This window comes from Methanolobus bombayensis, assembly GCF_017873415.1.
GTDB classification, from domain to species: Archaea; Halobacteriota; Methanosarcinia; order Methanosarcinales; family Methanosarcinaceae; genus Methanolobus; species Methanolobus bombayensis.
The window spans coordinates 287,772-314,170 of the sequence record NZ_JAGGKD010000003.1 but is presented as its reverse complement, the minus strand read 5'-3'; the positions used below and the strand labels follow the sequence as shown (position 1 = coordinate 314,170).

General features: G+C 41.9%; 29 protein-coding genes. 21 read left to right on the top strand and 8 right to left on the bottom strand.

Going from position 1 to position 26,399, the window contains the following annotated elements; all coding sequences use genetic code 11:
- Positions 1-46: 46 nt before the first annotated feature.
- From grpE to J2746_RS05540, 5 genes are all read left to right on the top strand, one after another.
- Positions 47-565: a nucleotide exchange factor GrpE gene (gene grpE, locus J2746_RS05560; protein WP_209617466.1), complete on the top strand. Its 519-nt coding sequence runs from the start codon at positions 47-49 to the stop codon at positions 563-565.
- A gap of 113 nt (positions 566-678) precedes the next feature.
- Positions 679-2,532 (top strand): molecular chaperone DnaK, encoded by a 1,854-nt coding sequence (gene dnaK / locus J2746_RS05555; protein WP_209617463.1) that lies wholly within the window; start codon positions 679-681, stop codon positions 2,530-2,532.
- 100 nt (positions 2,533-2,632) lie between these two features.
- Positions 2,633-3,814, top strand: coding sequence for a molecular chaperone DnaJ (dnaJ, locus tag J2746_RS05550; protein ID WP_209617460.1), 1,182 nt, complete (start codon positions 2,633-2,635; stop codon positions 3,812-3,814).
- A 162-nt stretch (positions 3,815-3,976) separates the two neighbouring features.
- Positions 3,977-5,311, top strand: coding sequence for a Trk system potassium transporter TrkA (gene trkA, locus J2746_RS05545; protein WP_209617458.1), 1,335 nt, complete (start codon positions 3,977-3,979; stop codon positions 5,309-5,311).
- Positions 5,312-5,330: 19 nt separating this feature from the next.
- Positions 5,331-6,764 carry a TrkH family potassium uptake protein gene (locus J2746_RS05540; RefSeq protein ID WP_209617455.1) on the top strand — a complete coding sequence of 478 codons (1,434 nt, stop codon included), beginning with the start codon at positions 5,331-5,333 and terminating at the stop codon, positions 6,762-6,764.
- Positions 6,765-6,821: 57 nt separating this feature from the next.
- On the opposite strand, the gene J2746_RS05535 is transcribed toward J2746_RS05540, so the two are convergent.
- From J2746_RS05535 to J2746_RS05505, 7 genes are all read right to left on the bottom strand, one after another.
- Positions 6,822-8,039, bottom strand: coding sequence for an NAD(P)/FAD-dependent oxidoreductase (locus J2746_RS05535; RefSeq protein WP_209617454.1), 1,218 nt, complete (start codon positions 8,037-8,039; stop codon positions 6,822-6,824).
- Positions 8,036-8,212: a 4Fe-4S binding protein gene (locus tag J2746_RS05530; protein WP_245249998.1), complete on the bottom strand. Its 177-nt coding sequence runs from the start codon at positions 8,210-8,212 to the stop codon at positions 8,036-8,038. The genes J2746_RS05535 and J2746_RS05530 overlap by 4 nt, the downstream gene beginning before the upstream one ends.
- Positions 8,213-8,332: 120 nt before the next feature.
- On the bottom strand, positions 8,333-8,968 hold the full coding sequence (gene cofC, locus J2746_RS05525; RefSeq protein ID WP_209617452.1) for a 2-phospho-L-lactate guanylyltransferase: 636 nt from the start codon (positions 8,966-8,968) through the stop codon (positions 8,333-8,335).
- 60 nt (positions 8,969-9,028) lie between these two features.
- On the bottom strand, positions 9,029-10,144 hold the full coding sequence (cofH, locus tag J2746_RS05520) for a 5-amino-6-(D-ribitylamino)uracil--L-tyrosine 4-hydroxyphenyl transferase CofH (protein WP_209617450.1): 1,116 nt from the start codon (positions 10,142-10,144) through the stop codon (positions 9,029-9,031).
- 52 nt (positions 10,145-10,196) lie between these two features.
- Entirely contained in the window at positions 10,197-11,183 is a 987-nt protein-coding gene (cofG, locus tag J2746_RS05515; protein WP_209617448.1) for a 7,8-didemethyl-8-hydroxy-5-deazariboflavin synthase subunit CofG, read from the bottom strand.
- Positions 11,184-11,246: 63 nt separating this feature from the next.
- Entirely contained in the window at positions 11,247-12,530 is a 1,284-nt protein-coding gene (locus J2746_RS05510) for a phytoene desaturase family protein (RefSeq protein ID WP_209617446.1), read from the bottom strand.
- 1 nt (position 12,531) lies between these two features.
- A complete protein-coding gene (locus tag J2746_RS05505) occupies positions 12,532-12,687 on the bottom strand; it encodes a 4Fe-4S binding protein (protein WP_209617442.1) in 156 nt (51 codons plus the stop codon).
- Positions 12,688-12,871: 184 nt separating this feature from the next.
- Here J2746_RS05505 and J2746_RS05500 point away from each other — a divergent pair, with 184 nt between their 5' ends.
- The 16 genes from J2746_RS05500 (at position 12,872) to fpoO (ending at position 24,974) form a co-directional block, all read left to right on the top strand.
- Positions 12,872-13,321: an Lrp/AsnC family transcriptional regulator gene (locus J2746_RS05500; RefSeq protein ID WP_209617440.1), complete on the top strand. Its 450-nt coding sequence runs from the start codon at positions 12,872-12,874 to the stop codon at positions 13,319-13,321.
- 146 nt (positions 13,322-13,467) lie between these two features.
- Positions 13,468-13,887, top strand: a complete 420-nt coding sequence (locus J2746_RS05495) for a DUF22 domain-containing protein (RefSeq protein ID WP_209617437.1) — start codon at positions 13,468-13,470, stop codon at positions 13,885-13,887.
- Between the two features lie 9 nt (positions 13,888-13,896).
- Positions 13,897-14,403: a hypothetical protein gene (locus tag J2746_RS05490; RefSeq protein WP_209617435.1), complete on the top strand. Its 507-nt coding sequence runs from the start codon at positions 13,897-13,899 to the stop codon at positions 14,401-14,403.
- 350 nt (positions 14,404-14,753) lie between these two features.
- Complete coding sequence (gene fpoA / locus J2746_RS05485) at positions 14,754-15,146, top strand: F420H2 dehydrogenase subunit FpoA (RefSeq protein WP_209617432.1); 393 nt, start codon at positions 14,754-14,756, stop codon at positions 15,144-15,146.
- Positions 15,134-15,694: an NADH-quinone oxidoreductase subunit B gene (locus J2746_RS05480; protein WP_209617429.1), complete on the top strand. Its 561-nt coding sequence runs from the start codon at positions 15,134-15,136 to the stop codon at positions 15,692-15,694. Before fpoA ends, J2746_RS05480 begins: the two co-directional genes overlap by 13 nt.
- 9 nt (positions 15,695-15,703) lie before the next feature.
- A complete protein-coding gene (gene fpoC, locus J2746_RS14660) occupies positions 15,704-16,180 on the top strand; it encodes a F420H2 dehydrogenase subunit FpoC (protein ID WP_245249997.1) in 477 nt (158 codons plus the stop codon).
- A gap of 9 nt (positions 16,181-16,189) precedes the next feature.
- Positions 16,190-17,314, top strand: coding sequence for a F420H2 dehydrogenase subunit FpoD (fpoD, locus tag J2746_RS05475; RefSeq protein ID WP_245249996.1), 1,125 nt, complete (start codon positions 16,190-16,192; stop codon positions 17,312-17,314).
- Positions 17,315-17,319: 5 nt separating this feature from the next.
- A complete protein-coding gene (gene fpoH / locus J2746_RS05470; RefSeq protein ID WP_209617427.1) occupies positions 17,320-18,348 on the top strand; it encodes a F420H2 dehydrogenase subunit FpoH in 1,029 nt (342 codons plus the stop codon).
- A gap of 1 nt (position 18,349) precedes the next feature.
- A complete protein-coding gene (gene fpoI / locus J2746_RS05465; RefSeq protein ID WP_209617424.1) occupies positions 18,350-18,793 on the top strand; it encodes a F420H2 dehydrogenase subunit FpoI in 444 nt (147 codons plus the stop codon).
- Positions 18,778-19,056: an NADH-quinone oxidoreductase subunit J gene (locus J2746_RS14865; RefSeq protein ID WP_209617423.1), complete on the top strand. Its 279-nt coding sequence runs from the start codon at positions 18,778-18,780 to the stop codon at positions 19,054-19,056. The genes fpoI and J2746_RS14865 overlap by 16 nt, the downstream gene beginning before the upstream one ends.
- A complete protein-coding gene (gene fpoJ, locus J2746_RS14860) occupies positions 19,046-19,354 on the top strand; it encodes a F420H2 dehydrogenase subunit FpoJ (protein WP_209617419.1) in 309 nt (102 codons plus the stop codon). The genes J2746_RS14865 and fpoJ overlap by 11 nt, the downstream gene beginning before the upstream one ends.
- The gene (gene fpoK, locus J2746_RS05450) at positions 19,351-19,653 is read left to right on the top strand and encodes a F420H2 dehydrogenase subunit FpoK (RefSeq protein WP_245250008.1); all 303 of its coding nucleotides are present in this window, start codon (positions 19,351-19,353) and stop codon (positions 19,651-19,653) included. The genes fpoJ and fpoK overlap by 4 nt, the downstream gene beginning before the upstream one ends.
- Before the next feature lie 2 nt (positions 19,654-19,655).
- Entirely contained in the window at positions 19,656-21,671 is a 2,016-nt protein-coding gene (gene fpoL, locus J2746_RS05445; RefSeq protein ID WP_209617416.1) for a F420H2 dehydrogenase subunit FpoL, read from the top strand.
- Positions 21,671-23,158, top strand: a complete 1,488-nt coding sequence (gene fpoM, locus J2746_RS05440; RefSeq protein WP_209617414.1) for a F(420)H(2) dehydrogenase subunit M — start codon at positions 21,671-21,673, stop codon at positions 23,156-23,158. The genes fpoL and fpoM overlap by 1 nt, the downstream gene beginning before the upstream one ends.
- The gene (gene fpoN, locus J2746_RS05435) at positions 23,159-24,610 is read left to right on the top strand and encodes a F(420)H(2) dehydrogenase subunit N (RefSeq protein WP_209617570.1); all 1,452 of its coding nucleotides are present in this window, start codon (positions 23,159-23,161) and stop codon (positions 24,608-24,610) included.
- A 1-nt stretch (position 24,611) separates the two neighbouring features.
- The gene (gene fpoO, locus J2746_RS05430; protein WP_209617411.1) at positions 24,612-24,974 is read left to right on the top strand and encodes a F420H2 dehydrogenase subunit FpoO; all 363 of its coding nucleotides are present in this window, start codon (positions 24,612-24,614) and stop codon (positions 24,972-24,974) included.
- Positions 24,975-25,062: 88 nt separating this feature from the next.
- On the opposite strand, the gene J2746_RS05425 is transcribed toward fpoO, so the two are convergent.
- Positions 25,063-26,343 carry a GntP family permease gene (locus tag J2746_RS05425; protein WP_209617408.1) on the bottom strand — a complete coding sequence of 427 codons (1,281 nt, stop codon included), beginning with the start codon at positions 26,341-26,343 and terminating at the stop codon, positions 25,063-25,065.
- Positions 26,344-26,399 lie beyond the last annotated feature (56 nt).

Below are 26,399 nucleotides of genomic sequence, written 5' to 3'. Positions count from 1 at the left end.
GTTCAATTAGACATTACCGCGCACAGAATATGCGGAGATATTGAGAATGGCTGATGGACCAGAGAAATGTGAAGATTTAGAGTCGAAACCTGTAGAGGAAGGTAAAGTAGAAGAACCTTCTGCTGAGGAGGAGGCCGCACAGCTTCGGGAAAAATTATTGCGCTTGACTGCTGAATTCGATAATTTCAGGAAAAGAAGTGTCCGTGAAAAAGAAGAATATCGTAAATTTGCAGTTGAGCAGATAATCATAGAACTCCTTGAGGTCTATGACAATTTCGAACGTGCGCTGGAATCTGCAAAGCAGACCGATGACATCGATGCAGTGATTACCGGTGTTGAGATGGTTTTCAAACAGTTTACCGGAATACTTGAGAAAGAAGGTCTTGAAAAGATCGAATGTCATGGTGCTGAATTTGATCCGCATCTCCATGAAGCAATGATGCATGTGGAGCATCCTGATCATGATGAAAACACTGTTGTAGATGTCTGTAAGCCGGGTTATTGCCTGCATACTAAAGTTATCAGGCCTGCAATGGTGACAGTTTCGAAGAAACCGGAAGAATAACTAGAAAAATAACTATCGTGTTATGTTTATTCTGAGTTATATCTACTATAAGTATAAAGAAAACACAATTATTAACGATATATTACAATTAATTCATAAAAGAGGTAATTAATATGGGAAAAATATTGGGAATTGACCTGGGAACTACAAACTCCTGTATGGCTGTGATCGAAGGTGGAGAACCTACTATTGTCCCTAACGCAGAGGGAGGAAGAACCACTCCTTCAGTTGTAGGTTTCTCTAAGAAGGGTGAGAAACTGGTAGGTCAGGTTGCAAAGAGACAGCTGATCACCAACTCCGAGAACAGTGTCAGTTCAATTAAAAGACATATTGGTGAGGGTGATTATAAAGTAACACTTAGTGGCAAGGAATACTCACCACAGGAAGTTTCCGCAATGATTCTTCGTAAGCTGAAGGAAGATGCTGAATCATACCTTGGCGAAACAATTACTCAGGCTGTAATCACAGTACCTGCATACTTTAATGACTCACAGAGGCAGGCTACAAAGGATGCTGGTACCATTGCAGGTCTTGAGGTAATGAGAATTATAAATGAGCCAACCGCAGCATCACTTGCATACGGTCTTGACAAGGATGAGGAAGACCACAAAATACTCATTTACGACCTTGGAGGAGGTACTTTTGATGTATCTATCCTTGAGCTTGGTGGAGGAGTATTCGAGGTTCTTTCAACCGCCGGAGATACTCACCTTGGTGGAGATGACTTTGATCAGAAGATAGTTGATTTCCTTGTTGAGGACTTCAAGAAGAACGAAGGTATTGACCTTTCCAAAGACAAGGCAGCGCTCCAGCGTCTAAAGGATGCAGCAGAGAAGGCAAAGATTGAGCTTTCAGGTGTAACATCCACCAACGTCAACCTTCCGTTTATCACTGCAGACGCAAACGGTCAGCCAAAGCACATTGATATTGACCTTACAAGGGCACAGTTTGAGAAGATGACTGCTGACCTGCTTGACAAGACCCTTGTGGCTGTCAACCAGGCAATGAAAGATGCAAAGGTATCAGCATCAGATATAGACCGGGTGCTTCTTGTAGGAGGTTCCACAAGGATGCCTGCAGTAGCTCAGCTTGTAAAGAAGGCAACATCCAAGGATCCATACAAGAACATCAACCCTGATGAGGCTGTAGCTATCGGTGCAGCAATACAGGCCGGTGTACTTGGTGGCGAGGTTCACGATGTACTTCTGCTTGATGTCACTCCACTGACTCTTGGAATCGAGACCCTTGGAGGAGTATCAACACCTCTTATTGAAAGGAACACAACCATTCCTACCAAGAAGAGCCAGGTATTTTCAACAGCAGCTGACAACCAGCCATCTGTGGAGATTCATGTACTTCAGGGTGAGAGGGGTGTTGCTTCAGGTAATAAGTCTCTGGGTAAGTTCACACTCGACGGTATACCACCAGCTCCAAGAGGTATCCCGCAGATCGAAGTTGTATTCGATATCGATGCTAATGGTATCCTCCATGTCACTGCAACGGATAAGGGAACTGGTAAGGAGCAGTCCATATCCATCCAGAAACCAGGTGGTCTTACAGATGAAGAGATCGATCAGATGGTCAAGGATGCAGAGATGCATGCTGAAGAGGACAAGAAGCGTAAGGAAGAGGTCGAGGTCAAGAACACAGCTGAATCTCTTGTGAATGCTGCTGAGAAGACACTTGAAGAAGCCGGAGATGTCGCAACCGATGAGCAGAAGTCAAAGATAGAAGCTGCAATTGCTGACCTGAAGACTGCTCTTGAAGGTGATGATATTGAAGATATCAAGGCAAAGACCGAGGAACTTCAGACTGCTGTCTATGATGTATCTTCCGCAATGTATCAGAAGGCACAGGAAGAAGCTGCAGCTGCAGCATCTGCCACAGATGAGACTGAAAGCTCTTCAGAGTCTGATGATGAGACCATCGTCGACGCAGATTATGAAGTAGTTGACGACGATAAGTAAACACACATGGATAACCCGGGTAAGATACTTTAATCTGGAAGTATCTTACTACCTTTAATTTTAAAATAATAAAAATCACATAATATCATAGGAATCATCCATGTCCACCACACGCGATTATTACGAAATATTAGGTATATCCAAGGATGCCACTGAGTCCGAGATCAAGAAAGCTTATAGGAAGCTTGCTCTGAAATATCATCCGGATAAGAACAAGGAAGAAGATGCTGAAGAGAAGTTCAAGGAAATATCCGAAGCCTATGCTGTACTTTCCGATGCAGAGAAGAGAGAACAGTATGACAGGTTCGGTCATGCAGGTATTGATGGCCGTTACAGTCAGGAGGATATTTTCAGAAATGCAGACTTCGGAGACTTCGCAGATCTTGGCGACATACTTGGAAGTATATTCGGAGGTGGCGGCTTCGGTGGTTTTGGAGGTTTCGGTGGCTTTGGCGGAGGTCAGAGAAGACAGGGACCTATGAGAGGTTCTGATCTGCGCTATGATCTGGGTATCACACTTGAACAGGCAGCAGAAGGTGTGGATACAAAGATCAACGTTCCAAGGGCGGAAAATTGTGAGTCCTGTAACGGTACCGGCGCTAAGGCAGGCACGAGTCCGAAAACATGTCCTACATGTCATGGTTCGGGTCAGGTAACACAGGGTCGTAAAACTCCTTTTGGTACTTTTATGTCAACAAGTCCATGTAATGCATGTCATGGACGTGGTGAGATTATAGATGACCCATGTCCTGCCTGTAAAGGCACAGGTAAGATGAAAAAGGTCCGCAAGATCTCTGTTAAAGTTCCAAAGGGTGCTGACAACGGACTTCGTCTGAAGGTCAGAGGAGAAGGAGAAGAAGGTAGTCCCGGAGCGCCATCCGGTGATCTCTATGTGGTAATCCACGTAGAACCACATGATAAGTTCCAGCGTATGGGTGATGATATTGTTTATGAACAGGTAATATCTTTTGCTACTGCTGCACTTGGTGGGGATGTAATGGTACCAACACTCCATGGTAAAGTGAAAATGAATATCAAGCCTGGTACGCAGACTCACTCCATACTGCGTCTTAAGGGTAAGGGTATGCCACATCTTCATGGCCATTCAAATGGTGATCAGCTTGTGAAGATTATTGTAAGAACGCCAACAAAACTTTCAAATGAGCAAAAAGAGCTTTTCAAAAAGCTCCAGGAACTTGATGGCGGGCCCGATATGAAAGCCAATAAAGGTGGAAAAGGTATCTTTGAAAAAGTAAAAGGTGCTTTTGAAGCGGGCGCATAGCGTCTTTTCATTTTTTAATAATTTTTTACTCTCTTTTTCAGGCCAATTATTTATACTGTCTTACCAGTTGTATGGTAAGGTTTAAAAAGCAATAAGCATATTATGCGGTTTTGTTTTTCGTATCAACGAATATCTCAGTTATGACCTTTTGAAGGTATTATTATGAAAATCGTAATAATTGGTGCTGGTGAGGTAGGTTATCACATTGCTAAGGCTCTTTACCAGACAAATGACATTGTTATTGTCGATCAAAATGAGGAAGCATGCGCTCGTGCAGATGAACTTGATGTTCATGTAATACATGGTAATGGAGCTAATGTTTCCCTTCTTCATGAAACACTGGAAGATGCTGGTCTTCTGGTAGCTGTTACCGGTTCAGATGAAGTTAACATAGTTGCCTGCATGGCTTCAAAGCTCACGGTAAATGACAAAAATAAATTAAAAACCGTTGCAAGAGTAAGCAACCCTGATTATATCGACCAGCCGGTTGCAAAAAGACCGCAAATAGGCATTGATCTGATGATATGTCCTGAACTGGCTCTTGCATCGGAAGTTGCGCAGATACTTGCTATTCCTTCTGCCATTGGTGCAGAGCTTTTTGCAGATGGTAAAGTTGAAATGATGGAATTTGTAGTTCCTGTGGACCATAATCTTGTAGGAAAGCAAATGCAGGATCTCAACCTTGCTAATTGTTGTATTGTAAGCGCTCTTTTCAGGGACACGGAAGTCATCATCCCTCATGGGGAGGATATAATAGAAAACAACGATCATATAGTTGTTATTGGAAAACCTGCATCCATGAAAGAAGTCCGTGATCTTTTCGGGGAAAAGACAGGTAAAAGAAGTAAAGTGCTTATCATTGGCGGAGGAATCGTTGGTTTCTATCTTGCAAAACAGGTTGCTAAGAGTGAATTTGATCTTAAGCTGATTGAATCAGATAAAGAAAGGTCTCTTGTTATCGCAGATGAACTGCCTGGTGTGCTTGTCCTTAATGGTGATGGAACAGATATCAATCTTCTGAAGGAGGAAGACATTTCAGATATGGATGTTGTCATATCCGTGACAAATAGTGATGAGAAGAATCTACTATGCTCTCTGCTTGCGAAACAACTTGGCGTGAAAAAAGTGATTGCCAGATCGGATCGCTCAGATTATGTATCATTATTTGAGATGGTTGGTGTAGACAGTGCTGTAAGTCCAAGGCAGGCAACTGTTAATGAAGTCCTTAAACTTACATTTGGACAGGGAATAGAGTCCATAACAACTATTGAAGGCGAAAAAGCAGAAATCGTGGAATACACAACTTCCAAGAAGTCAAAGATCGTTGGCAAACCTCTGAAAAATGTAAAGTTCCCACCAGGTGCTATTATAAGTATGGTTGTTCATAAAGGCAACACGGTGGTTCCTCGTGGTGAGTATGTGATAGAGGAAGGAGATCGTGTAGTGGTATTCAGTCTCCAGTCTGCAAATTCTGAAGTTGAAAAGCTGTTCAAGTAGTTCCTGGGGAGATGTTTTCTTGAAATATGGGGTCATATTGAACGTTTTAGGTGCTCTTCTAAGGTTTCTGGGCGCTATAATGCTTGTTCCTTTGATAGTGGCTATTTATTATGGTGACTCGCTTTATCCTTTCCTTATTGCGGTGACAATTACGGGCTTAACTGGTATTTTTCTCTCCAAACGTTATAATTCTCCTGATGAATGGAAAGCAAGAGAAGGTTTTGCCATAGTTGCGCTGGGATGGCTTTCAGCTGCTGTCTTCGGTTCGATTCCTTACATGCTGGATGGCATAAGCCCTGTAAATTCACTTTTTGAATCAATGTCCGGTTTTACAACCACCGGAGCTACTGTTCTTCTGGATATCGAAGCCCATTCACGCAGTATACTTTTCTGGCGCAGCATGACACAATGGCTGGGAGGTATGGGTATCATAATGCTTTTCATTGCAATTCTCCCTAAACTTGGGGTTGCAGGAAGGCAGTTGTTCAGGGCAGAAGCTCCCGGTCCAACAGAAGACAAGATCAAACCGAGGATAAGGGAAACAGCAAAAATCCTTTGGATGGTTTATTGTTCTATTTCTTTGATTGAGGTTGTTGCTCTTTTGCTTGCAGGTATGTCTGTATATGATGCAATAACACATACTTTTACCACAATGGCTTGTGGTGGTTTTTCCCCTTATGCTCAGAGTATTGCTTCATTCAATAATCCTCTTATTGAAGGTATCATAACTCTTTTCATGTTCATTGCCGGGGCTAACTTTGCTCTCCACTACCGCACGCTATATACTGACAGGAAAAGTCTTGTAAAGGATGATGAGTTCAAATTCTATGCTGTTGTCATAATCATTGCAACCTCAATACTCACATTCAGTCTCTGGAATTATATGGATGAGACCATATCATCATCATTCAGATATGCGGTATTTCAGGTAATTTCAATCATGACAACAACAGGTTTTGCAACGGTGGATTTCAATTTATGGGTTGATTCTGCAAAGATCGTATTACTTGCAGTAATGTTCATAGGTGGATGCGCCGGTTCAACTTCCGGTGGTATTAAAGTTGTGAGGTTCCTTCTTCTTCTCAAATATGCAAAACGTGCTCTTTTCAAATCTATACATCCACGTGCAGTGCAGCCCATCAAGCACAACAACAAAACAGTTCCTGACGATGTTATGCAGGCAATTGTTTCTTTTGTAGTGATCTACTTTATGATATTTGCAGTGTCAACAGGCCTTCTTTCTCTTATGGGTATGGATATTATAAGTTCTGTCACAGCATCAATTGCAACACTGGGTAACATTGGTCCGGGTTTCGGTCTTGTAGGTCCAATGGCAAATTTTGATGTTTTACCTCTTGTTGGGAAAATATTGCTTATTGCAAATATGTGGATAGGCAGGCTCGAGGTTTTCACTGTTATAGTAATGCTGACCCCTGAGTTCTGGAGAAGGTAAAACATATTATGAAAATCAAATAAAAAAGAAATGCGATAAAGTGATTATATTATCACTTTATTTTTCAAAATCAAGTTCATATTTGACCACAGTCTTGAAAAGAACTCTTAAATCCCATAGGAGTTTCTTGTTTGCTTTGAAAAGCGCATAAAGCAAGTCCAGCAGACTCATACTTGAGAAATTCACTCCTTCAAGTGAATGTCCAAGTGAGTTAAGTTCTCTATCTGTAAATTTGGTGAATGTATCCTTGACTATCAGGCTGTTATTGATCTCACGACCAATGGTTTCCCGCCATTTCTCTTCATACTCATTAAGTGCTTTTGTTGAGACATCACCCTTGGATATAGCGTTGTATGCAACTTCTCCGGCAATCTTTCCGGCTTCCATTGCATTGATGATTCCACCACCTGTGATAGGGTCGGATTGTCTGGCTGAATCTCCTACCAGCATTAATCCGTCAGCAATGGTTCTATCGATACTCCCGCTTACAGGAACTCCACCAATATCTACTTCCAGTATTTTTGCATCCGGGTATTTATCTTTTACAAAATCATTGAGGTAGTCAATTGCATGTTTTCCATTACCTGATTTATTTCCCAGGATTCCTATGCCAACATTAGCCATGTCATTTCCTTTAGGGAATATCCATATATAACCTGCAGGAGCAACTTCATTACCCAGATAGAAATAGCAATAGTCCTGGTCAATGCCTGTACCACTCATAAGGTACTGAGCACAGGTTTCAATGTCTACTGGTTTAAGGGACGTATCGATTCCTGCCCATCTGCCGACCTTTGATTCCACTCCGTCAGCACCCACTACAATTCTAGCTTTAATATCGTATGATTCTCCAAGATGGGATACTTTAACACCTTTGATAAATCCATTTTCAATGATAAGTCCGGTAGCTCTTGTCTTAACCATTACTTCTGCACCGACTTTTGAAGCTTCGTAAGCAAGAGCTCTGTCAAAGATCTTACGTTCAAGAACATATCCTACTTCCCCGCCTGCAATTTCTTCTGCCATTTCTATCATTGTTCCGTCAGGAGTGTAGATACGCGATCCTTTTACATCTGAGCATATCCAGCGATGATCTGGTTCTATGTGCTTTCTGAGCCATACCTTACTTACTCCTTCAGCACACCTTACCGGGTCACCAATCTCCTGTCGTTTCTCAATCAATAAGACACTGAGGCCCTTTTCAGCTGCTGTTTTAGCAGTGATGGATCCTGCCGGACCGGCGCCTATAACCACAACATCATATTCATTTTTCACTTTTTCACCTCAATGGCTCCGACAGGGCATATTTTGGAACAGATGCCGCAAGAAGTACATAGATCATTTACTTCTATCCAGGTTTCGACCAACTCAAGTGCGCCAACAGGACACACACTTACACATGCACCGCAGTATCCGCATTTGAATTTATTTACGTTGATGGTCACCATTATCACCTATAAATTTGTATGATTTGTCATTAATAATTTAAATGGAAATATATCTTTCTAAATCTTTATCAGAATACTAGTAATCAGGGAAACCAATATGGAATAAGGAATATATGTGGTTTATGCATTGCCTGTAGCATTTATCTTTGCTCTGGTCTTGCCTGTTTTCATATCAAACCTTTCATTCACATATCTTTGTGAATTACCACGGCCATGAAGCATTATCTCTACCAGGTCATGTGGTTCGTCAATATCTGTGCTCAACAGGAATGAATCATATATGAAAACAGAACAGTTCCTGCTTTTAGCTATATTGCAATGGTTAAGGAAACTGGAACCATAGTATTTGACATGGTAATTAGAAGGATCTTTTACGAAAATGACGTTTGTTCCTCCTCCTTTGCCGGGGACGATCACAACATCCTCTGTCCTTGAAATAATATCTTCCACGTGTTTTGCTCTTACAAGGGGAAGATCTGCCATTATAATGAATATTGGTTTGATTTCCCGCTCAAGATAGCTATTTATTGCTTCATTAAGGTCGTGTTCACTGAGGATTATATTGACATCCAGATCTTTTGGAACGCCATTATCAGGTGTTGTCAGTATGTCTATTTCTTTGATGCCGGCTTCCTTTAGACTTGAGACTACGTCCTTTAGCATAAGCTCTACAAATTCCTCACGCTCTTTCAGGGTAAGTGCAGGTGAAAGCCTCGATTTGGCGTTTTTCTTTTTATAAGGTATCAATGCTTTCATTGTGTTTCCTCACAAAACGGTTCTTCCGAAATGTCTGTAGTTTTACAGTTCTTTGAACACTCAAGCGATCTTGAACTCCACTTGTTCTGAATCGTTATTGAGAATCGGATTATATGTTGTGTTCCTCTGTAAAGGTCGCCTTCCGGATGTCTTGATAAACCATTCCAGTTCCTGTGCTGACATGAACTGGCCGTTTGTAGAACCTGCAGAAGCCGAGATCTTCTCTTCCATAAGGGTGCCACCGAGGTCATTAACGCCACAAAAGAGAGCTACCTGTGCCAGCTTCTTTCCCAGCTTGACCCAGCTTGCCTGGATGTTTGTGATATGGGTATTAAGAATTATGCGTGCAAGTGCATATAATTGAAGATCCTGTATTCCCGGGGTAGCATACCTGCCTTCTTTTATCATTTCACAGCCGATCTTATTGTTATAGGGCATGAATGTCAGTGGAACGAATTCCGTGAAACCGCCCGTCTTTTTCTGAATATCCCTGATAAGCATTATATGGTCGATACGCTCCTCGATCGTCTCCACGTGTCCGTACATGATTGTTGCGGTAGTGTTGATACCTGTCTGGTGTGCCTTGGTGATTACATCCACCCATTCATTGGTCTTTAGCTTACTCGGGCAGATTATGTCCCTCACTCTGTCAGAAAGTATCTCTGCAGCGGTTCCGGGCATGGTATCAAGTCCTGCATTTTTAAGACGCATAAGTGCCTCATCAACGGTTATGTTGCTCTTCTTTGCTGCATGGTAAATTTCCATTGGTGAAAATGCGTGGGTATGTATGTGTGGGAACTCTGTCTTTACTGATCTTATAATGTCAGTATAAAAATCAATGTCCACATCTGGCAGCAGTCCGCCCTGAATGCAAACCTCTGTGGCTCCCATACTCTCAGCTTCTCCTATTTTATTGAGTATCTGCTGTGTATCCATAATGTATCCTGAATTATCCCTGAACGCACAAAAACCACAGGTTCCAACACATCTGTTTGTGAAATTGATATTGCGGTTTACTACATAGGTTACAGTATCACCTACGGTTTCCTGACGTAACCTGTCTGCAAGTTCGAACAATTTGAACGGCGGTATCTCCAGAAGAAAAAGAGCATCTTCTTTTGTGATTGTACCTTTATAGGCCCGTTCAACAATTTCATTTGGGATAATAGGATTCATAGTTGTCACCGATACTTTTCTTTTGTATTTAAAATGTGTGCCCAATCGGAAATTATATTTCACGATACCCATCTTCATTTGCAAGACCTTTTATAAGATCTTTCAGATTATCGCTGTACCACCCTTTTTTAATGTACTGCGGATAAATTGGAAGTCTTTCCTTAAGTTCGACTTCATGAAGCATCTTTTTTAGTTCTGACACATCTGGCCATTCAGATTCCGGGTTAATCCAGTCAATTGTGGTTGGTGAGATTCCACCAAGGTCACTGGCACCACACTGTATCATAAGATATGGGTCAATAAGGTTCGGTGCAACCTGAATCGCCACATCGTTCGGAAGTATCTCTCTGGCTATCAATACCACTTGCATCATTTCTTCTTCTGTGGGTATCGGCATATCTGCCATAGGAGTATCTGGTTTTGGAATAAAGTTCTGTATAATTACTTCCTGTATGTGCCCGTACTCTTCATGCAGTTCGGCAATGGTCAGAAGAGAATTTATCCTGTCATCCAATGTTTCACCAATACCTATTAGCAGGCCAGTTGTAAAAGGGATATTTAATTCGCCTGCGTAACGTATAGTATTGATTCTCCTGGAAGGGACTTTTCCGGGAGACCCCTCATGCGCTGCTAATTCTGCTGTTGTCTCCAGCATTAATCCCATACTTGCATTCAAAGGTTTAAGCTTCTCAAGCTCCGTATAGTTCAATATACCTGCATTGGTATGTGGCAAAAGACCTGTATTAATGGCTATTCTGCATAATTCACATATGTAGTCAACATTGTTGCTATATCCAAGCTTTTCCAGCCAATCTTTATACTTTGGAACTTCTTCTGCATATTCCCCAAATGTAAAAAGAACTTCTGTACATCCTGCTTTTTTTCCTTCTTCCAGAATAGGCAGGATTTCTTCTATCTTCATCAGTTTTGCATCTGGATCTTCCGGGTCACACCTAAAGGTGCAATACCTGCAATTGTTCCTGCAAATATTTGTGACAGGTATGAAGACATTACGGCAGAATGTGGCAAATTCATCCATTGTTAGTTCCTTGATTTAATTTAACCATTACATAAGTTTTACCGGCAATGATTTTTATATTGATTACGGAATCAAAATTTCCTGCATACAATTCTTTACCCCCAGGGCAATTCCTTCAACTTCGATGCCACCTTTACCTTTCGCTCCATCGCCTACTACATAAAGGTTTGGTATCGGAGTTCTGTTCTGAAGGTCAGCTCCGGAAGGTGATCTGTTCACAGGCCAGTCGTTTGAGTATGATTGTATCAGAAGTACTTCATATTTTTTTCCTGAGAATATGTCCTTGAGGTCTTCAAGTCCCAGTTCTATTTCCCTGTCAAGATTATCAATATTGTTCCAGTGGACACATTGGTGTGCCATTGTAAGGTGTTTTCCGACCGGTGCAAGAGAGGGGTCAACATTTGTTACTTCATTAATTCCGTTCACTCTTTTTGCATAAGGGGTGAGTAAGACGCCACCATGTCCGATAAGTGGTTTGTCGGAGGAAAGGCAGATCTTAATTCCTGCGGATGGCTTGAGACTTTTTGATGTGCGCGTGTATTCATCCATTCCACTAATGTCTGTCTCGGGTCTTATGAGGTTTGCAGTAGCTGGGTGTCCGATATCGCTGATAACAATATCAGCAGCATGTTCATTACCATCTACAATAACTGCGGTAACCCTGTCATTATTAAATTCGAAGCCTGTAACCTCTGAAGATGTGTGTATGGTTCCCCCATTGTTTGTAATGATATCTACAAGTGCATCGGTAACTCCTTTGCATCCTCCCATTGGGATTCCAGGTCCTCCGAAACGGTATAGGTTCTCAATAATGGCAAAAGCTTCTTCCACAGGAACATCTGCACTTTTCAGACTAAGGGCCCATCCAAAGAATGAATCAGAAATACGGTGTGTCCAGTCTTGAGGTATGTGCTTTCTGCACCACTCCTCAAAAGATTGTCCTGTAGGAGGGTTTTTCCTTGTACTTGCGATGTAGTATATGAGTTTAAGGCGATTTAAAATTGAGAATGGAACTTTAAAGTCCTCAAAAAGAAGGTCTTTATGGCCAAATTTGTAATCTGTGTCTTTTTTAGTTCTTGGTATTCTGATGACAGAAACTGGTTTTTTGCGAATGATATCTACATCTGCGCCGACTTCTTTCAGCAGTTGTGAAAGTGGACCTGCAGGTCCGTGCGGTATCATGTGAAGCGCACCGGTGCTCAACTGAAAACCCTGATAGAGAATATTAGTGAATCTCCCTCCGATAATTGGGAGGCGTTCAAAGATCTCTACTTCATATCCTGCTTTTGAAAGCTTTGCCGCACTCAAAAGTCCGCCCAGTCCGGAACCAATAATAATTACTTTCATCCTATGCCTCTATTGCTTTAACCGGACAGTATTCGGCACATACCTTACAATCTATGCAGGAGGAAGTGAAACTTGCCTTTCCCCTGATCACAATGGCTTCAAATTTACAAAAAGCAGCACATTGGCCACATCCTACACAGTTATTATTTACCTTCATGTTGTATTCACCGGATTTCATTGTATAAGGTTTTCAATAATAAAAAGCCTTATTGTTCTCCATTTTATTTTATCTGGTATGATGAATATGGTTCGATGATATTATTTGAAATATCTAACACATTTTTGTCATCTTGCCGTTCAAATAGAAATATTTATTATTATTAAATAACATTTATATTATCATGGATGAAGTAGATCTGGATATATTGGGACACTTATGTAATAATTCCAGGATGCACAGTACTGAGATAGCAACAGCATTGGATCTGGCAACATCGACCGTACATAAGCGAATAGAGAAAATGCGTGAAACAGGAATTATAAAGGAGTTTACTGTTAAGGTGGACACTAACGAGGTTGGGTTGAATGTTACAACATTTATTGGTGTTAATATTGAGCAGAGTAAAAGAATAAATATTATCAATCGTCTGAAAACGATTGATGATGTGCTTGAGGTATATGAATTGCTTGAGCCTTATGACCTGCTTTTAAAAGTGCGGACATTTGATATTCATTCACTTAAGGAAAATGTTCTCCAGGTGTTGGGCAATATGGATGGTATAAAAGAATCTCAGAGCATTCTGACTACTAAATGCCATAAGGAAAAGAGTTGCACGATACTTAAAAAATAGATTAATCGCAAGTGGCTTTTTGATTAGGTGGTTTACAGTTAGAATACTTTTGAATATCATTTCAAAAAGACATACCTCATGATTATTCATGACAGTTATTGCTAACTTTTATATAACATTAAGTACGTTTCTTTTTTGGTGGGCTTATGAAGAAAGAAGTGATTCAGGTAGTTTCCAGAGATAATGGTGAATTGAATTCCAAACAAGTCAAGGCAGCACCATATGAGTTTACTATTGCGACACGTGCAAAATGGGAAATGGTAATTTCAGAAGAGGATATGGAAATACGTGCAGGAGAATTCAAAAAAGTTTCTGTGAAAGAAATACATCTGGATCCTGATATGGTAGCACTTCCATGTACTTTTTCACATCATGCTGTTGTTTCTCTGATAAAGGTGGGTGCAAAAGGGGGTGCAAAACCTGTTGATAGTGACCGTGTTATTAATTCCGCTTATGTTCTGGGACAGGAAAGCGGAAGGATACGCGAGGGTGATCTGCTGGCAGTGCTCAATATATTCCCGATAATGTTCACCCGTGAGGCTATGACACCTCGTTCTCTCAGATAAGGTGGTTATATGGAAACTTGCGTAATATGTGGGGAACTTCAGGACTTCAGGCACTTTGATGGATACAATATTTGTACCACATGCGCGGACATCATGGAAGACGTTATGGGAGAGTATTTCCTTCGAACCATCTGGAAACATGAACCTAAGGCCCATGGTGCCTATCTTAATTATTTAAACAACACAACAAAATATATTTCCGATTATAAGAAGCTGGTAAAGAAATCAGATCAGCATACAAAGGACATAAGTTCCAGGGTAACTGATGCTCTGGAAAATGGTGAAAGTCATCCTTCAAAGAAGCGCTATTTCGAACATATGCAGAAAGTTCTCGAATGGCTGGAAGAAAGTCCGCATTTCTACCATTATTACTTTAAGGACTATTATGTATGTCCTGGTTGTGGTTCTTCTATCTTTGAGAAATATACCCGCAGGGATATTGGTGACTGGATGGTTATTTCGTGTTCGGAATGTGGTACGGTAATTAAAAAATATTTCTCGATGAAAAGCGTTTGAACGCTTTTAATTTATTTTTCAACATCGCGAATTTTATATATGTCAGAAATTAAGTTGATGAAGGCTGACATGGGATATTTTAAAATTTTAGGCAGTGATAACTTTCCAAACTTCCATTTTTCCTTCCTATTATAGTTTTTGGCTGGGGTTTCAGCATCCTGTATTTCGATTGAGACAATTTAAATATGATGAATTATTATCAATTACTAGAACTCTATCTATTGAAAAATATGTCGACAGATATTGTTTGTCTATCCGTACAGGTTGTATAGTTATTTGGGTATTCACTCGCACGAAGGTGTTTTATACAAATAGTCTATGTATCTTTATAACTTTCAGGAGAATAGTTTATGTCAGGAATAATCGATATTAGTAACATAGCCAATAGTTACATACCGGTTGCAATAATCCTCATTGTGGCACTAGTGATGCCTCCTATGACAATGTTAATAGTAAAAATGTTAAGTCCCAGGAGCAAATCATTAGCAAAATACACGACATATGAGGCTGGTTCTCTTCCAAAAGGAAATGCCAGGATACAATTTAATGTCGAGTATTATCTTTATGCCATTGCTTTTGTTCTCTTTGATATTGAAGTCCTTTTCCTTTATCCATGGGCTACTATTTTCAAAGGACATGGTATTGATTATATAGCAACTGTAGAAATGTTAGTCTTTATTTTTGTTGTATTGTTTGGTTATGTGTACCTAATCAAGAAGGAGGCTCTTAAATGGATGAGATAGAGCAGACAAATGCCGAACAAGATGCAGTCTTGGATGTTGGATATACTGATGTTCCGGGAACAATGCTTACAGACTCAAATGCTATCGCTGATTTCCTTAAGAAAACAAAGGTTCAGGATGTTCTCAACTGGGGACGTAAAAATTCATTGTGGTTCATGGTAAACGCAATGGGATGCTGTGGTGTTGAGCTGCTTGCAACAGGTATGGCTCACTACGATACCGACCGTTTTGGTATTATCCCACGTAATTCCCCAAGGCACGCTGATGTGCTCATTATCAGTGGGTACGTAACAAAGAAGTACCTGCCAGCTCTGAAAAGGGTATGGGACCAGATGCCTGCACCTAAATGGGTAATCTGTTTTGGAGACTGTGCAATCAGCGGTGGTCCATTCTATGAGTCATACAGTACTCACCAGAACGTTGACGATATTTTCCCTGTAGATGTTTTTGTACCAGGATGTCCTCCAAGGTGTGAAGCTCTTATTCAGGGTTTTGTTGAGCTCCAGAAGAAGATCGATGCAAAGAAGGACAAAGGTACTGATTATTGAGGTGAAAAAATGGACGCTAATTCTATTATCACTTCACTTAAAGGCAAGTTCCCGGACGACATTTGTGATGATATCATGGAATCCGATATAAGGATCGGTGCCAAAGTGAAGCCAGAAAACGTAGTGGAAGTTTGCCGCTACCTCAAAGAAGACCTGTCTTTCGGACACCTCTGCTGTGAATTCGGAGTAGACTATCCGGACAGGAATGAGATCGAAGTAATATATGTAATAGGTTCCTATGAACATCCGGTTGTTCTTACAATGAAGGCAATCCTTCCAAGGGACAATCCGGAAATTGAATCTGTGGTACCTGTTTACTGGAATGCTAACTGGTACGAAAGAGAAACTTACGAACTGTTTGGTGTGAAGTACCTTAACCACCCCGACCTTAAACCTCTTGTACTTCCTAAAGAGATGCTCGGTGAGTGGCCATTACGTAAAGACTACAAAGGCTTCCCCAACAAGACTGCCAGGAATTTGGTGTGAGGGTTAAATATGGATGAAACAGTTGAACCTTCTGAAATGATAGTACATCTTGGCCCACAACACCCCATGATGCCAGGACCATTCAGGTTGAATGCGAAATTGAGGGGTGAGACCATTGTGGATTCTGAAGTTGAGATGGGCTGGATCCACAAAGGAATTGAAAAAATCCTTGAAAATAAAACATATCTTCAGGGTATTACCATTGTTGACAGGATATGTTACCTAGCAGCAATGACCAATGAAGAAGCTTATGTTGGTTGTGTTGAGAAGCTTGCAGGTATTGAGGTACCTGAGAGATCTCAGTATATCCGTGTTATTATGGAAGAACTTTCAAGAATACAGAGCCATCTGCTTGGTATGGGAGAATATGCTTCCTTTTTAGGCTTTGTAAGTATGTTCATGTATACAATCAGGGACAGGGAAGATGTGATGTCTCTTATTGACTCCGTTACCGGAGCACGTGTCACACACAGTTTCCTGCGTTATGGTGGTGTAAAGGACGACCTTCCTGACGGATTCAAGGACGACGTAAAGTATGTCTTTGGAAACCTGAGAAAAGCTGTTGATCAGTATGAAGAGCTTTACAGGACCGATGATATCTACAGAGCAAGAACTGTAGGAATTGGTGTCCTTACAGCAGATGTTGCAAAAGACCTTGGTGTCTCAGGACCACCTCTCAGGGCAACAGGTGTTGCTTTTGATATCCGTAAGGATGAACCTTATCTTGTTTATGATGACCTTGATTTTAAGGTATGCACACAGACAGATGGTGATGTTTACGCAAGAATCCAGGTACGTCTGGATGAGATGCGTGAAAGTATGCACATCATTGAACAGTGTCTTGACCAGATTCCATCAGGACCACTCTTCCCTGAGGACACTCCGTATGGTAAGAGGTCACCTGTAATGAGAATCCCTGCCGGAGAGGTATTCCACCGTGTGGAGGACCCAAGAGGTGAAATGGGATTCTATATGGTATCCGATGGTTCTGATAAACCATATCGTGTAAAGATAAGAGGACCTGTGTACCCGACACTCCAGACACTCCCTCCACTGCTTAAGGGTGTGACAGTTGCTGATATCGTGTCAATTGCCGGTAGTATGGACACATGTACCAGTGAGGTTGACAGGTGATAATGATGATTGATATAGATATTATCTACAATCCTATCTTGAGGGCAGTTCTTGGACTTTGTCTTATGGGTGCAATATTCGGAGGAGCATGTGTAGCTATTTGGTTTGAGCGTAAACTCTCTGCAGATATCCAGCAAAGATATGGTCCAATGAGAGTAGGTCCTCACGGATTACTTCAGCTCGCTGCAGATGCTATCAAGCTGTTCACGAAAGAAGATATCATACCCAGGAATGCTGACAGATTATTATTTGTTTCAGCACCTATCCTTCTTATGGGGTCTGTTTTCCTCATGCTTGTGGCAATTCCTTTTGGTGCTGTCATCATTGACGGACAGAGTTATCCAATTGCAGCAACAGATATGGACATCAGTATCCTTTATATTGAAGCCATGTCCGCAATCTCTATTATTGGTATATTCATGGTTGCTTACAGTGCAAACAATAAATATTCAGTTCTTGGAGCTTTCAGGAACTTTGCACGTATGATAGGATACGAAGTTCCTCTTGGTATCTGTATTGTGAGTGTCGCCATCATGGCAGGATCACTTAATATAATAGATATCGCTGAGGCACAGAGTCCTATGTGGTTCATAATAATGCAGCCTCTGGGAGCTATTGTGTTCTTCATTGCTCTTATGGCTGATATGGGTCGTCTTCCTTTTGACCAGAACGAATCTGAGGAAGAACTCATTGCCGGTTTTCTCACCGAATACACAAGTATGAGATTCGGTTATGTTTTCTTTGCAGAATATATTCACCTGATTCTTGGTTCAATGCTTGTTGTACTATTGTTCCTTGGTGGATGGAATTTGCCTGTATTCCTGACTGATATAACTATCCTTGGTATAATCCTTCCAACAGTATTCTTCCTGTTGAAGGTAGCTCTGGTGATGCTCTTTATCATAATGATCAGATGGGCTGTTCCAAGGTTCAGGATCGACCAGGTAGTAGACCTGAGCTGGAAAAAACTTCTACCATTGTCCCTGCTTAACCTTGGTTGGGTAATCGGACTTGGCCTGCTGGGGGTGTACTGAAATGGTTATTAAAAATATCATAACAGCAGTAAAGAACATTTATTTTGGCCCGCCTGTAACAAGACAGTGTCCTGAAGTGCCTACAAAGCTTTCAGACAGGTTCAGAGGGTTGCAAAAACTGGATAAAACGAAATGTATAGGTTGTGGAATATGTGCCAACACATGTCCCAACAATTGTATCAAGATAGTCAGGGCACGTGTTAGTCCGGATAGTGACAAGCAGAGATGGTTCCCTGAAATTGACATAGGTCACTGTCTGTTCTGTGGTCTTTGTATCAGTCAGTGTCCAAAGGATGCATTGGAAAGCTCAAAGGTATACCTGACAGGTGTAATCCGCTGGAACCATGAGGATCTTCTCTTTACACCGGACATGCTGGCAAGGGAAATTGACATTAATGCTGAAGAAGAAGCTGGTGAAGAGGTGAGCAGATGGACGCCACAATAGGCACAATAATAGAATTGATCGTCTTTGCGATCCTTGCTCTTGTATCGATAGTATTCTCAATATTTGTAGTTACAGCTAAAGATGTAGTAAGGGCAGCACTTGCACTTGTTGTGACAATGTTCATTGTTGCGGCTTTTTACATAATGCTCAATGCACAGTTCCTTGGTGTTGCCCAGGTACTGGTGTACATCGGTGCAGTAGGTGTATTGATACTGTTTGCTGTAATGCTTACTAAGAAGGAGTTTGGTACAGATGCTGAATAAAGAAATATCATTTACAGCAATGGATATTGCTACATCTGTGTATGACTACCTCAAACCACGAATCTTTGGAATGATAATCGCTTTCCTGTTCCTTGCAGTACTTGCTGTGGCAATTGTGTTTACAGCCTGGCCAGCAATGGATCAGCTCCCTCAGAACATTGAGGATCAGAGTAACATTGAGGCGATCGGAGTTATGATCTTTACTGATTTCGTGGTTCCTTTCGAAATAATGTCTATCGTATTGTTGTCCTCATTGATGGGTGCCATCTACATGGCAAAAGGAGATGATAACAAATGATACCAATCGCATTTTATCTTGCTCTTGCAGCAATATTATTCTCAATAGGTCTTTATGGACTTATGACACAGCGTAGTGGTATTCGTATTCTCATGTGCGTGGAACTCATGCTCAATGCCGCTAATCTTAATCTTGTGGCATTCTCAAGCTACAACCATGATCTTACAGGACAGGTATTTGCACTGTTCTCCATCGCACTGGCAGCCTGTGAGGCAGCAATTGGCTTTGCTATACTGATGGCTCTTTACAGGATGAAGGATACGATCAGTCTTGACCATATTAACGTACTGAGGTGGTAAAAATGGCAGTAGGAGATTTTGCATTTTTAATTCCGGTCCTGCCTGCACTTGCCTTTGTGCTGACTTTCTTCCTTGGGAAGAAACTGCCAAGTGGCGGTGCAATAATTCCAATAGTAGCTATTGCTACATCATTCGTAATATCATTATTAATTACATTGAACCTGCTTGCAAACCCTGAAGAAGTTGTGAGCCAATCATACAGCTGGTTTGCCATGCTCAACATAGGTATCCTTGTTGATCCGCTGGCAGCAGTGATGCTTACAATGGTTACACTTGTAAGTCTGCTCATCCATATCTATTCAGTAGGTTACATGTCACACGACAAGGCACCTTCCAGGTACTTTGCCGAGACAGCACTGTTTACAGCTTCAATGCTTGGTCTGGTTCTTTCGGACAACATCCTCCAGCTCTTCATTTGCTGGGAACTTGTGGGTGTCTGTTCATACCTGCTTATCGGATTCTGGTTCGAGAAGCCATCTGCTGCAACAGCAGCAAAGAAGGCTTTCCTGACAACCAGGGTCGGTGACGTAATGTTCCTTGCAGGTATCATAATCCTGTTCTCGGACCTTTTCAAGATATTCAACGGTACAATCCCCGATGGTGTCTATATACTCAGGTTCGACGAGATATTCGCTCACATTCCGGATATTGCAGCAATGAATGCAAACATCTTTGGAATGGAGGTAAGCCACATCACCCTGATAACACTCCTATTCTTCGGTGGTGCTGTTGGTAAGTCAGGTCAGTTCCCGCTCCATGTGTGGCTTCCTGACGCAATGGAAGGTCCTACAACTGTTTCAGCTCTTATACACGCAGCAACAATGGTTACAGCCGGTGTATATCTGGTTGCAAGAACATTCCCGATGTTCATCGCAGCTCCTGACTCACTCATGGTAGTTGCATACGTTGGTGCTTTCACCGCAATATTCGCGGCAACAATGGGTATCGTCATGAACGACCTCAAGCGTGTACTTGCATACTCCACGATCAGCCAGCTAGGTTATATGATGCTGGGTCTTGGTGTGGGCGCAGCTATAGGTGCTGAAGCAGTAGGTATCTCACTCTTCCACCTGATCAACCACGCATTCTTCAAGGCTCTTCTCTTCCTGTGTGCAGGTAGCGTAATTCACGCAGTAGGTACACATGATATGAGACAGCTTGGAGGTGTTGCAAAGGTAATGCCTATAACGGCAGCAACAATGGTGGCTGCATCCCTTGCACTTGCAGGAATTGGTATTCCGGGTACATCAATTGGTACCAGTGGTTTCTTCAGTAAGGATGCGATAATCGAAAATGCATACCTTTTCGGAGATACGACTGGTGCATGGATACCATATGCACTCTCTATTGTAGCAGCACTTCTGACTTCCCTGTACATATTCAGACTACTTTTCATGACATTCTACGGAAAGCCACGTACTGACTATGGAGGTCACGAGTCACCTGGTTCAATGACAGTTCCGCTTTCAATACTTGCAGTGTTCGCACTGTTCTTCGGTGGTCTGACATCAAAGACATTCAATACTTTTGTAAGTGAGACCTTCGTGAACAATTTCGTAAATATGGATATCCATGAACTTGCATCAATCGGTGGATATCATCTTGCCTCACATGGTGGTCATCATGAACCATTGATTATCCTTTGGATGCCATTGATCGTCGCACTTGCAGGTTTTGTCATAGCTTTCCTTATATACGGATTGAAGATTGTCAATATGGACAGCCTGGTTTCAAGAAACAACCCGATATACAAACTCCTGTACAACAGGTACTATCAGAACGCTATATTCACAGATTTCTTCTCAGTCAAGGTAATCTACGAAGGATTTGCCTTTGCAGGACGTGCCATTGACAGAGGATTTGACTGGACCGTCAACTGGTTCAGCGATCTTACACTGGAAGCAGGTGAATCTTTGCGTCAGTTCCAGACAGGAGCAGTACAGAATTATGCCACAGCAGTAATAACCGGAGTAAGTCTTCTGGTCATTCTTATTAAAGTGGTAATGGAGGTAATCTGATGATGCCGATACTTTCAATGATCGTGCTGATACCTCTGATATTTGCAGCACTTGCATTATTAACAAAAACAAAGGAACAGGCAAGAGCAATAGCCCTTGCAGGTACTGTTATCGTACTGTTACTCACAGTATACATGTACTTTAACTTCGACAGTACTATAGCGGATAACCAATTCAAGGAACTTGTACCGTGGGTAGAATCCCTTGGAATTAACTATCACCTCGGTGTTGACGGAATCTCAATGCCATTGATACTTCTCAATGCTATTGTACTTCCACTGCTCGTTCTCTTCACATGGAACGATGACAGGAAATCACCAAACAAGTTCTATGCATTCATACTCGCAACAGAGGGTGCAGTAATTGGTGTATTCACCGCACTGGACTTCTTCCTGTTCTACATATTCTGGGAACTTACACTCATACCGCTCTTCTTTATGGTGAGCATATGGGGAGGACCCAATAAACACAAAGCAGCAATTAAATTCTTTATCTATACTCACGTGGCTTCCCTTGTGATGCTTCTGGGTATATTCGGACTTTACTTCGCAGCATGGGACATGACAGGAACTCCTACACTGGACATACCAACGCTTATTGCCCAGTTCCAGTTCATTGAATCCGGAATTGCAAAGGATATGATATTCCTTGCACTGCTTTTCGGTTTCATTGTCAAGATTCCAAGTTTCCCATTCCACTCATGGCTTCCTGATGCATATACTGAGGCACCAACTGCTGGCAGTGTGCTCTTTGTCATGCTTAAGATCGGTGGATATGGTCTTTTTAAGATCATGCTTCCAATGTTGCCATTCACAGCATCACCAAACCTGATGATTACCATCATGGCATCCCTTGGTTCAGTAAGTATACTTTACGGTGCATTCCTTGCACTCTCACAGAAGGACCTCAAGAGAATGGTTGCATACTCCAGTGTAAGCCACATGGGCTACGTAACACTTGGTGCAGCCGGTCTGGTTTCACTCTCCGTTTCCGGAGCAATGTTCCAGCAGTTCTCACACGGACTTATCATGAGCATTATGTTCATGTCATGTGGAATTATCAAGAATGTAACAGGCACAAGAATCATCAACGACCTTGGCGGTCTTGCACAGAAGATGCCAAAACTGGCAGTTATTATGGTACTGACATTTATGGCATCCCTTGGACTTCCCGGTCTTAGCGGCTTCATTGCTGAAGTATCCGTGCTTGCCGGAAGCTTTGTGAACCTGCCATCATACGTTATGATTGCACTGGTTGCAATCGTGATAACCGCAGCATATCACCTTTGGGCTCTCCAGAGGGCAATGTTTGGTGTCTATAATGAGAAACTCGGTACAGTAACAGATATCAATACTTATCAGACACTTTCAATGGGTGTCATCGCAATACTCATACTGTACTTCGGACTTAACCCAAGCCCGGTGCTTGAAATGATGTTGACAAACTCAGAACAGATAGTCAGCCTTATGGCTGTAATGGGGGTGTAAATAATGGATCTTATGTTATTAGCACCTGAAATTGTCATTGCACTCACAGGACTGGCAGTATTGCTTATCGGATTATTCCTTCCGACAGGCTCAAAAAAGATTCTTGGCTACCTGGCATCTCTTGGTGTTCTTGTTGCCCTTGGACTGACAATTTCAAGTCTTGGAACTGAAGCACTGGTATTTTATGACACAGTGTCAATAGATGCCCTGTCGCAGTTCTTCAAGATAGTTTTCCTTGTGGTCGCATTACTCTTTACGATCTCAGGAATCAAGTACACTGAGGGAAACAGCAACACAGAGGAGTTCTTTGCGCTTGGGCTCTTTGCAACAATCGGTATGATGTTCGTTGCATCTGCAAACGACCTCATGGTACTCTTCGTTGCATTCGAACTCGCAAGTCTTGCAACCTATGCACTTGCAGGATTTGAGAAGAATAATGCCAAGTCACTGGAAGCAGCCATGAAGTACTTCATCATTGGTTCACTTTCAGCAGCACTTATGCTCCTTGGTATATCATATGTATACGGAGCAACAGGTACAACCAGTATTCCGGAAGTTGCAGCTAATGCAGGCATACTGGCCTCAAGCCCAATGGGCATTGTTGCAGTAGTTCTTCTGATTGCTGGATTCGGATTCAAGATAGCTCTTGTACCATTCCACATGTGGGCACCTGACACATACCAGGGTTCACCATCAGTTGTATCCGCACTGCTTGCAGCAGGTTCAAAGAAGATGGGTATTGTAGCAGCTCTCAAGGTATTTGTGGTTGCACTCATAGCCCTTCAGGCTGAATGGCAGACTGCCTTTGCAATACTTGCAGTAATCACAATGACATACGGAAACGTTGTAGCCCTGAACCAGACAAGTGTCAAGAGAATGCTTGCATACTCCTCACTTGCACAGGCAGGTTACATCACAATGGCATTTGTGGTACTAACACCATTGGCACTTGGCGGTGGTATATTCTATGCACTGTCACACGGTTTCATGAAAGCAGGAGCTTTCATTGCAACAGCCGCTGTAACGTACATGGTACTTTCTGAGAACAAGGAATCACCTGACCCAGATCACATTGATAACTTCAGAGGTCTTGGCAAGAGAATGCCGGTAACTGCTCTCTGTATGACAATATTCGTATTTGCTCTTGCAGGTATCCCATTAACAGCAGGTTACATGAGCAAGTTCGTATTGTTCTCATCAACCATCCAGGCAGGCTTTGCTTGGCTTGCAGTAATTGCAATTCTTAACAGTGCAATTTCACTGGGCTATTATGCAAAGATCGTCAAGTACATGTACTTCCTGCCAACAGACAGTGAGAAGGTCGCAGAACCTTATCCCTACACCGTTGCAATGGTAGTTGCAGCAGTTGGTGTACTTGCAATTGGTTTCTGGTCAGAGCCTTTCATCTACTGGGCAATGGAAGCAGCAAAAGTACTGGTAGGAGGTATGTAAAATGGCAGATTGTGATCTTTGTGGAGTAGCCATTCCAACAGTGGTTCCTGTAAGAGTATTCAAACCAAAGTACGCAGAGTCTTATCCACACGGAATGTGGCAGGGTCTTTGTGAAGGATGCTTAAACGCAGGCAAAAAAGCCCATGATGCACAGGCAGAGTCTCCAAGCTGCGGAGCAGCAGGAGTATGTGATCTCTGCGGTGCAATCGCACAGTTGTACGATGTAACAATCAGCAGACCTTCATTCTCAAAGGGTGCCGAGGACGACACAGTTCAGTTATGCAAGAAGTGCCTTGATTCTATCAATGATGCACAGGAAGCATGGGAAAATCAGAAGGCTGAAGACGAACACGAACACCATTAATTATTAAAATAGAAGACCGGCTTTGCCGGTCCGATCTTTTCTTTTTTGGATAAATATTAATTTGTTTATTTGCGGTTTTAACTTGCTTTTAATAAAATAGCATATATGCTGTACCCGTAAGCAATAGGCTTGTAATTCCCATCACAACCCCACCAAGTGTATAACTTCTCAGAACCTCAGCAGTTTCCAGTTCCGCCAGATCCTTATATATCCAGAAGAACGGGTCATTGAAGTGTGATATAAGAAATGTTCCTGATGCCATAGAAAAGAGAACAATTTCAGCTGGTAGTTCAAGAACTGGGATAAGGGGTATAACTATTGAAGGTGCAACCAGCATAGTAACAACACGTGAACCCTGTACACTCTGTATTGCAACTGCAATAAGGAAAGGAACAAGAATAGCAGGTAAAGGTAATCCTGAAAGCAGGGTTCCCATCTCCTGTCCGACCCCTGTCATTGCAAGGGTGGCACCAAGAGCCCCACCTCCGCACATATCAAGAATGACCACTCCGCTTCTTTTTATTGCTTTTTCAACCCATTTCCTGACAGGATCAAATGTGTATTGCCTGTAAGCAAAGAATATTGCCATAATGACTCCTATCAGGAGTGCCATGTCAGGTGCACCCACAATATCAAACAGGGCTATGTTTGTAAATACATCTGCAAGGATCAGTGTAACTGGAATAGCAATTGGTGAGTAGGCTGCAACCCTGCCGGGTACTTCAATATTCTCATTCTCTTTTTCATTATCTATTATGAAACCGCTCATGTCGCCTGTGCTGCAGAATTTGACAGCATAAAAATACCCTGCAATTGAAACGATGAATGCAATGATAACTCCGGGAATCAGTATGTCACTATTGTTAAGTCCCAATCCTGAAACGGCAGAATAAATAACTGGGGACGGATACACAAGATTATACGAGGCCAGCGTTCCAAATACAAGAACGGATGCTGTGAGAACTTTTGGAAATCCTTCTTTTAATTTTATTTCTCTTGCAACAGGGATGAATATTACATAGGCAAGGATGCAACACATAAGTGGCACGGCAAAGATAAATCCAAGGATATTCAGTCCGAAAAGTGGTTTTTTTGATATCCTGATGATATCAGATGCAATTAACTTTGCTCCACCTGTCCTGTGTAATATAAGACCAATAATGCTTCCTGAAGCGATAATTATGGCAAAATGTGAGAATACTTTTCCCATTCCGGTTGTGATTGTTTCAATTGTTGCAGATGCTTCACCTGCAAGCACACCGGTGAAAACAGAAGTTAAAATAAGACCTAAAAAAGGATGTATTCTGAGTTTCGCAGTAAGAACTAGTATTACAGCAAGTGCTAATATAAAAATGATTATAGGGTGCATTAATAGAAAATCAGTTTTAGAGCAGTATATACTTTACTGCTCTAAAAAGTTCTATT

What these genes read in the sequence shown, in the direction of transcription:
- grpE (WP_209617466.1), top strand. Translation starts at nt 47, where the DNA reads ATGGCTGATGGACCAGAGAAATGTGAAGATTTAGAGTCGAAACCTGTA.
- dnaK (WP_209617463.1), top strand. Translation starts at nt 679, where the DNA reads ATGGGAAAAATATTGGGAATTGACCTGGGAACTACAAACTCCTGTATG.
- dnaJ (WP_209617460.1), top strand. Translation starts at nt 2,633, where the DNA reads ATGTCCACCACACGCGATTATTACGAAATATTAGGTATATCCAAGGAT.
- trkA (WP_209617458.1), top strand. Translation starts at nt 3,977, where the DNA reads ATGAAAATCGTAATAATTGGTGCTGGTGAGGTAGGTTATCACATTGCT.
- J2746_RS05530 (WP_245249998.1), bottom strand. Translation starts at nt 8,212, where the DNA reads ATGGTGACCATCAACGTAAATAAATTCAAATGCGGATACTGCGGTGCA.
- cofC (WP_209617452.1), bottom strand. Translation starts at nt 8,968, where the DNA reads ATGAAAGCATTGATACCTTATAAAAAGAAAAACGCCAAATCGAGGCTT.
- cofH (WP_209617450.1), bottom strand. Translation starts at nt 10,144, where the DNA reads ATGAATCCTATTATCCCAAATGAAATTGTTGAACGGGCCTATAAAGGT.
- cofG (WP_209617448.1), bottom strand. Translation starts at nt 11,183, where the DNA reads ATGGATGAATTTGCCACATTCTGCCGTAATGTCTTCATACCTGTCACA.
- J2746_RS05510 (WP_209617446.1), bottom strand. Translation starts at nt 12,530, where the DNA reads ATGAAAGTAATTATTATTGGTTCCGGACTGGGCGGACTTTTGAGTGCG.
- J2746_RS05505 (WP_209617442.1), bottom strand. Translation starts at nt 12,687, where the DNA reads ATGAAGGTAAATAATAACTGTGTAGGATGTGGCCAATGTGCTGCTTTT.
- J2746_RS05500 (WP_209617440.1), top strand. Translation starts at nt 12,872, where the DNA reads ATGGATGAAGTAGATCTGGATATATTGGGACACTTATGTAATAATTCC.
- J2746_RS05495 (WP_209617437.1), top strand. Translation starts at nt 13,468, where the DNA reads ATGAAGAAAGAAGTGATTCAGGTAGTTTCCAGAGATAATGGTGAATTG.
- J2746_RS05490 (WP_209617435.1), top strand. Translation starts at nt 13,897, where the DNA reads ATGGAAACTTGCGTAATATGTGGGGAACTTCAGGACTTCAGGCACTTT.
- fpoA (WP_209617432.1), top strand. Translation starts at nt 14,754, where the DNA reads ATGTCAGGAATAATCGATATTAGTAACATAGCCAATAGTTACATACCG.
- J2746_RS05480 (WP_209617429.1), top strand. Translation starts at nt 15,134, where the DNA reads ATGGATGAGATAGAGCAGACAAATGCCGAACAAGATGCAGTCTTGGAT.
- fpoC (WP_245249997.1), top strand. Translation starts at nt 15,704, where the DNA reads ATGGACGCTAATTCTATTATCACTTCACTTAAAGGCAAGTTCCCGGAC.
- fpoD (WP_245249996.1), top strand. Translation starts at nt 16,190, where the DNA reads ATGGATGAAACAGTTGAACCTTCTGAAATGATAGTACATCTTGGCCCA.
- fpoH (WP_209617427.1), top strand. Translation starts at nt 17,320, where the DNA reads ATGATTGATATAGATATTATCTACAATCCTATCTTGAGGGCAGTTCTT.
- fpoI (WP_209617424.1), top strand. Translation starts at nt 18,350, where the DNA reads ATGGTTATTAAAAATATCATAACAGCAGTAAAGAACATTTATTTTGGC.
- J2746_RS14865 (WP_209617423.1), top strand. Translation starts at nt 18,778, where the DNA reads ATGGACGCCACAATAGGCACAATAATAGAATTGATCGTCTTTGCGATC.
- fpoJ (WP_209617419.1), top strand. Translation starts at nt 19,046, where the DNA reads ATGCTGAATAAAGAAATATCATTTACAGCAATGGATATTGCTACATCT.
- fpoK (WP_245250008.1), top strand. Translation starts at nt 19,351, where the DNA reads ATGATACCAATCGCATTTTATCTTGCTCTTGCAGCAATATTATTCTCA.
- fpoL (WP_209617416.1), top strand. Translation starts at nt 19,656, where the DNA reads ATGGCAGTAGGAGATTTTGCATTTTTAATTCCGGTCCTGCCTGCACTT.
- fpoM (WP_209617414.1), top strand. Translation starts at nt 21,671, where the DNA reads ATGATGCCGATACTTTCAATGATCGTGCTGATACCTCTGATATTTGCA.
- fpoO (WP_209617411.1), top strand. Translation starts at nt 24,612, where the DNA reads ATGGCAGATTGTGATCTTTGTGGAGTAGCCATTCCAACAGTGGTTCCT.
- J2746_RS05425 (WP_209617408.1), bottom strand. Translation starts at nt 26,343, where the DNA reads ATGCACCCTATAATCATTTTTATATTAGCACTTGCTGTAATACTAGTT.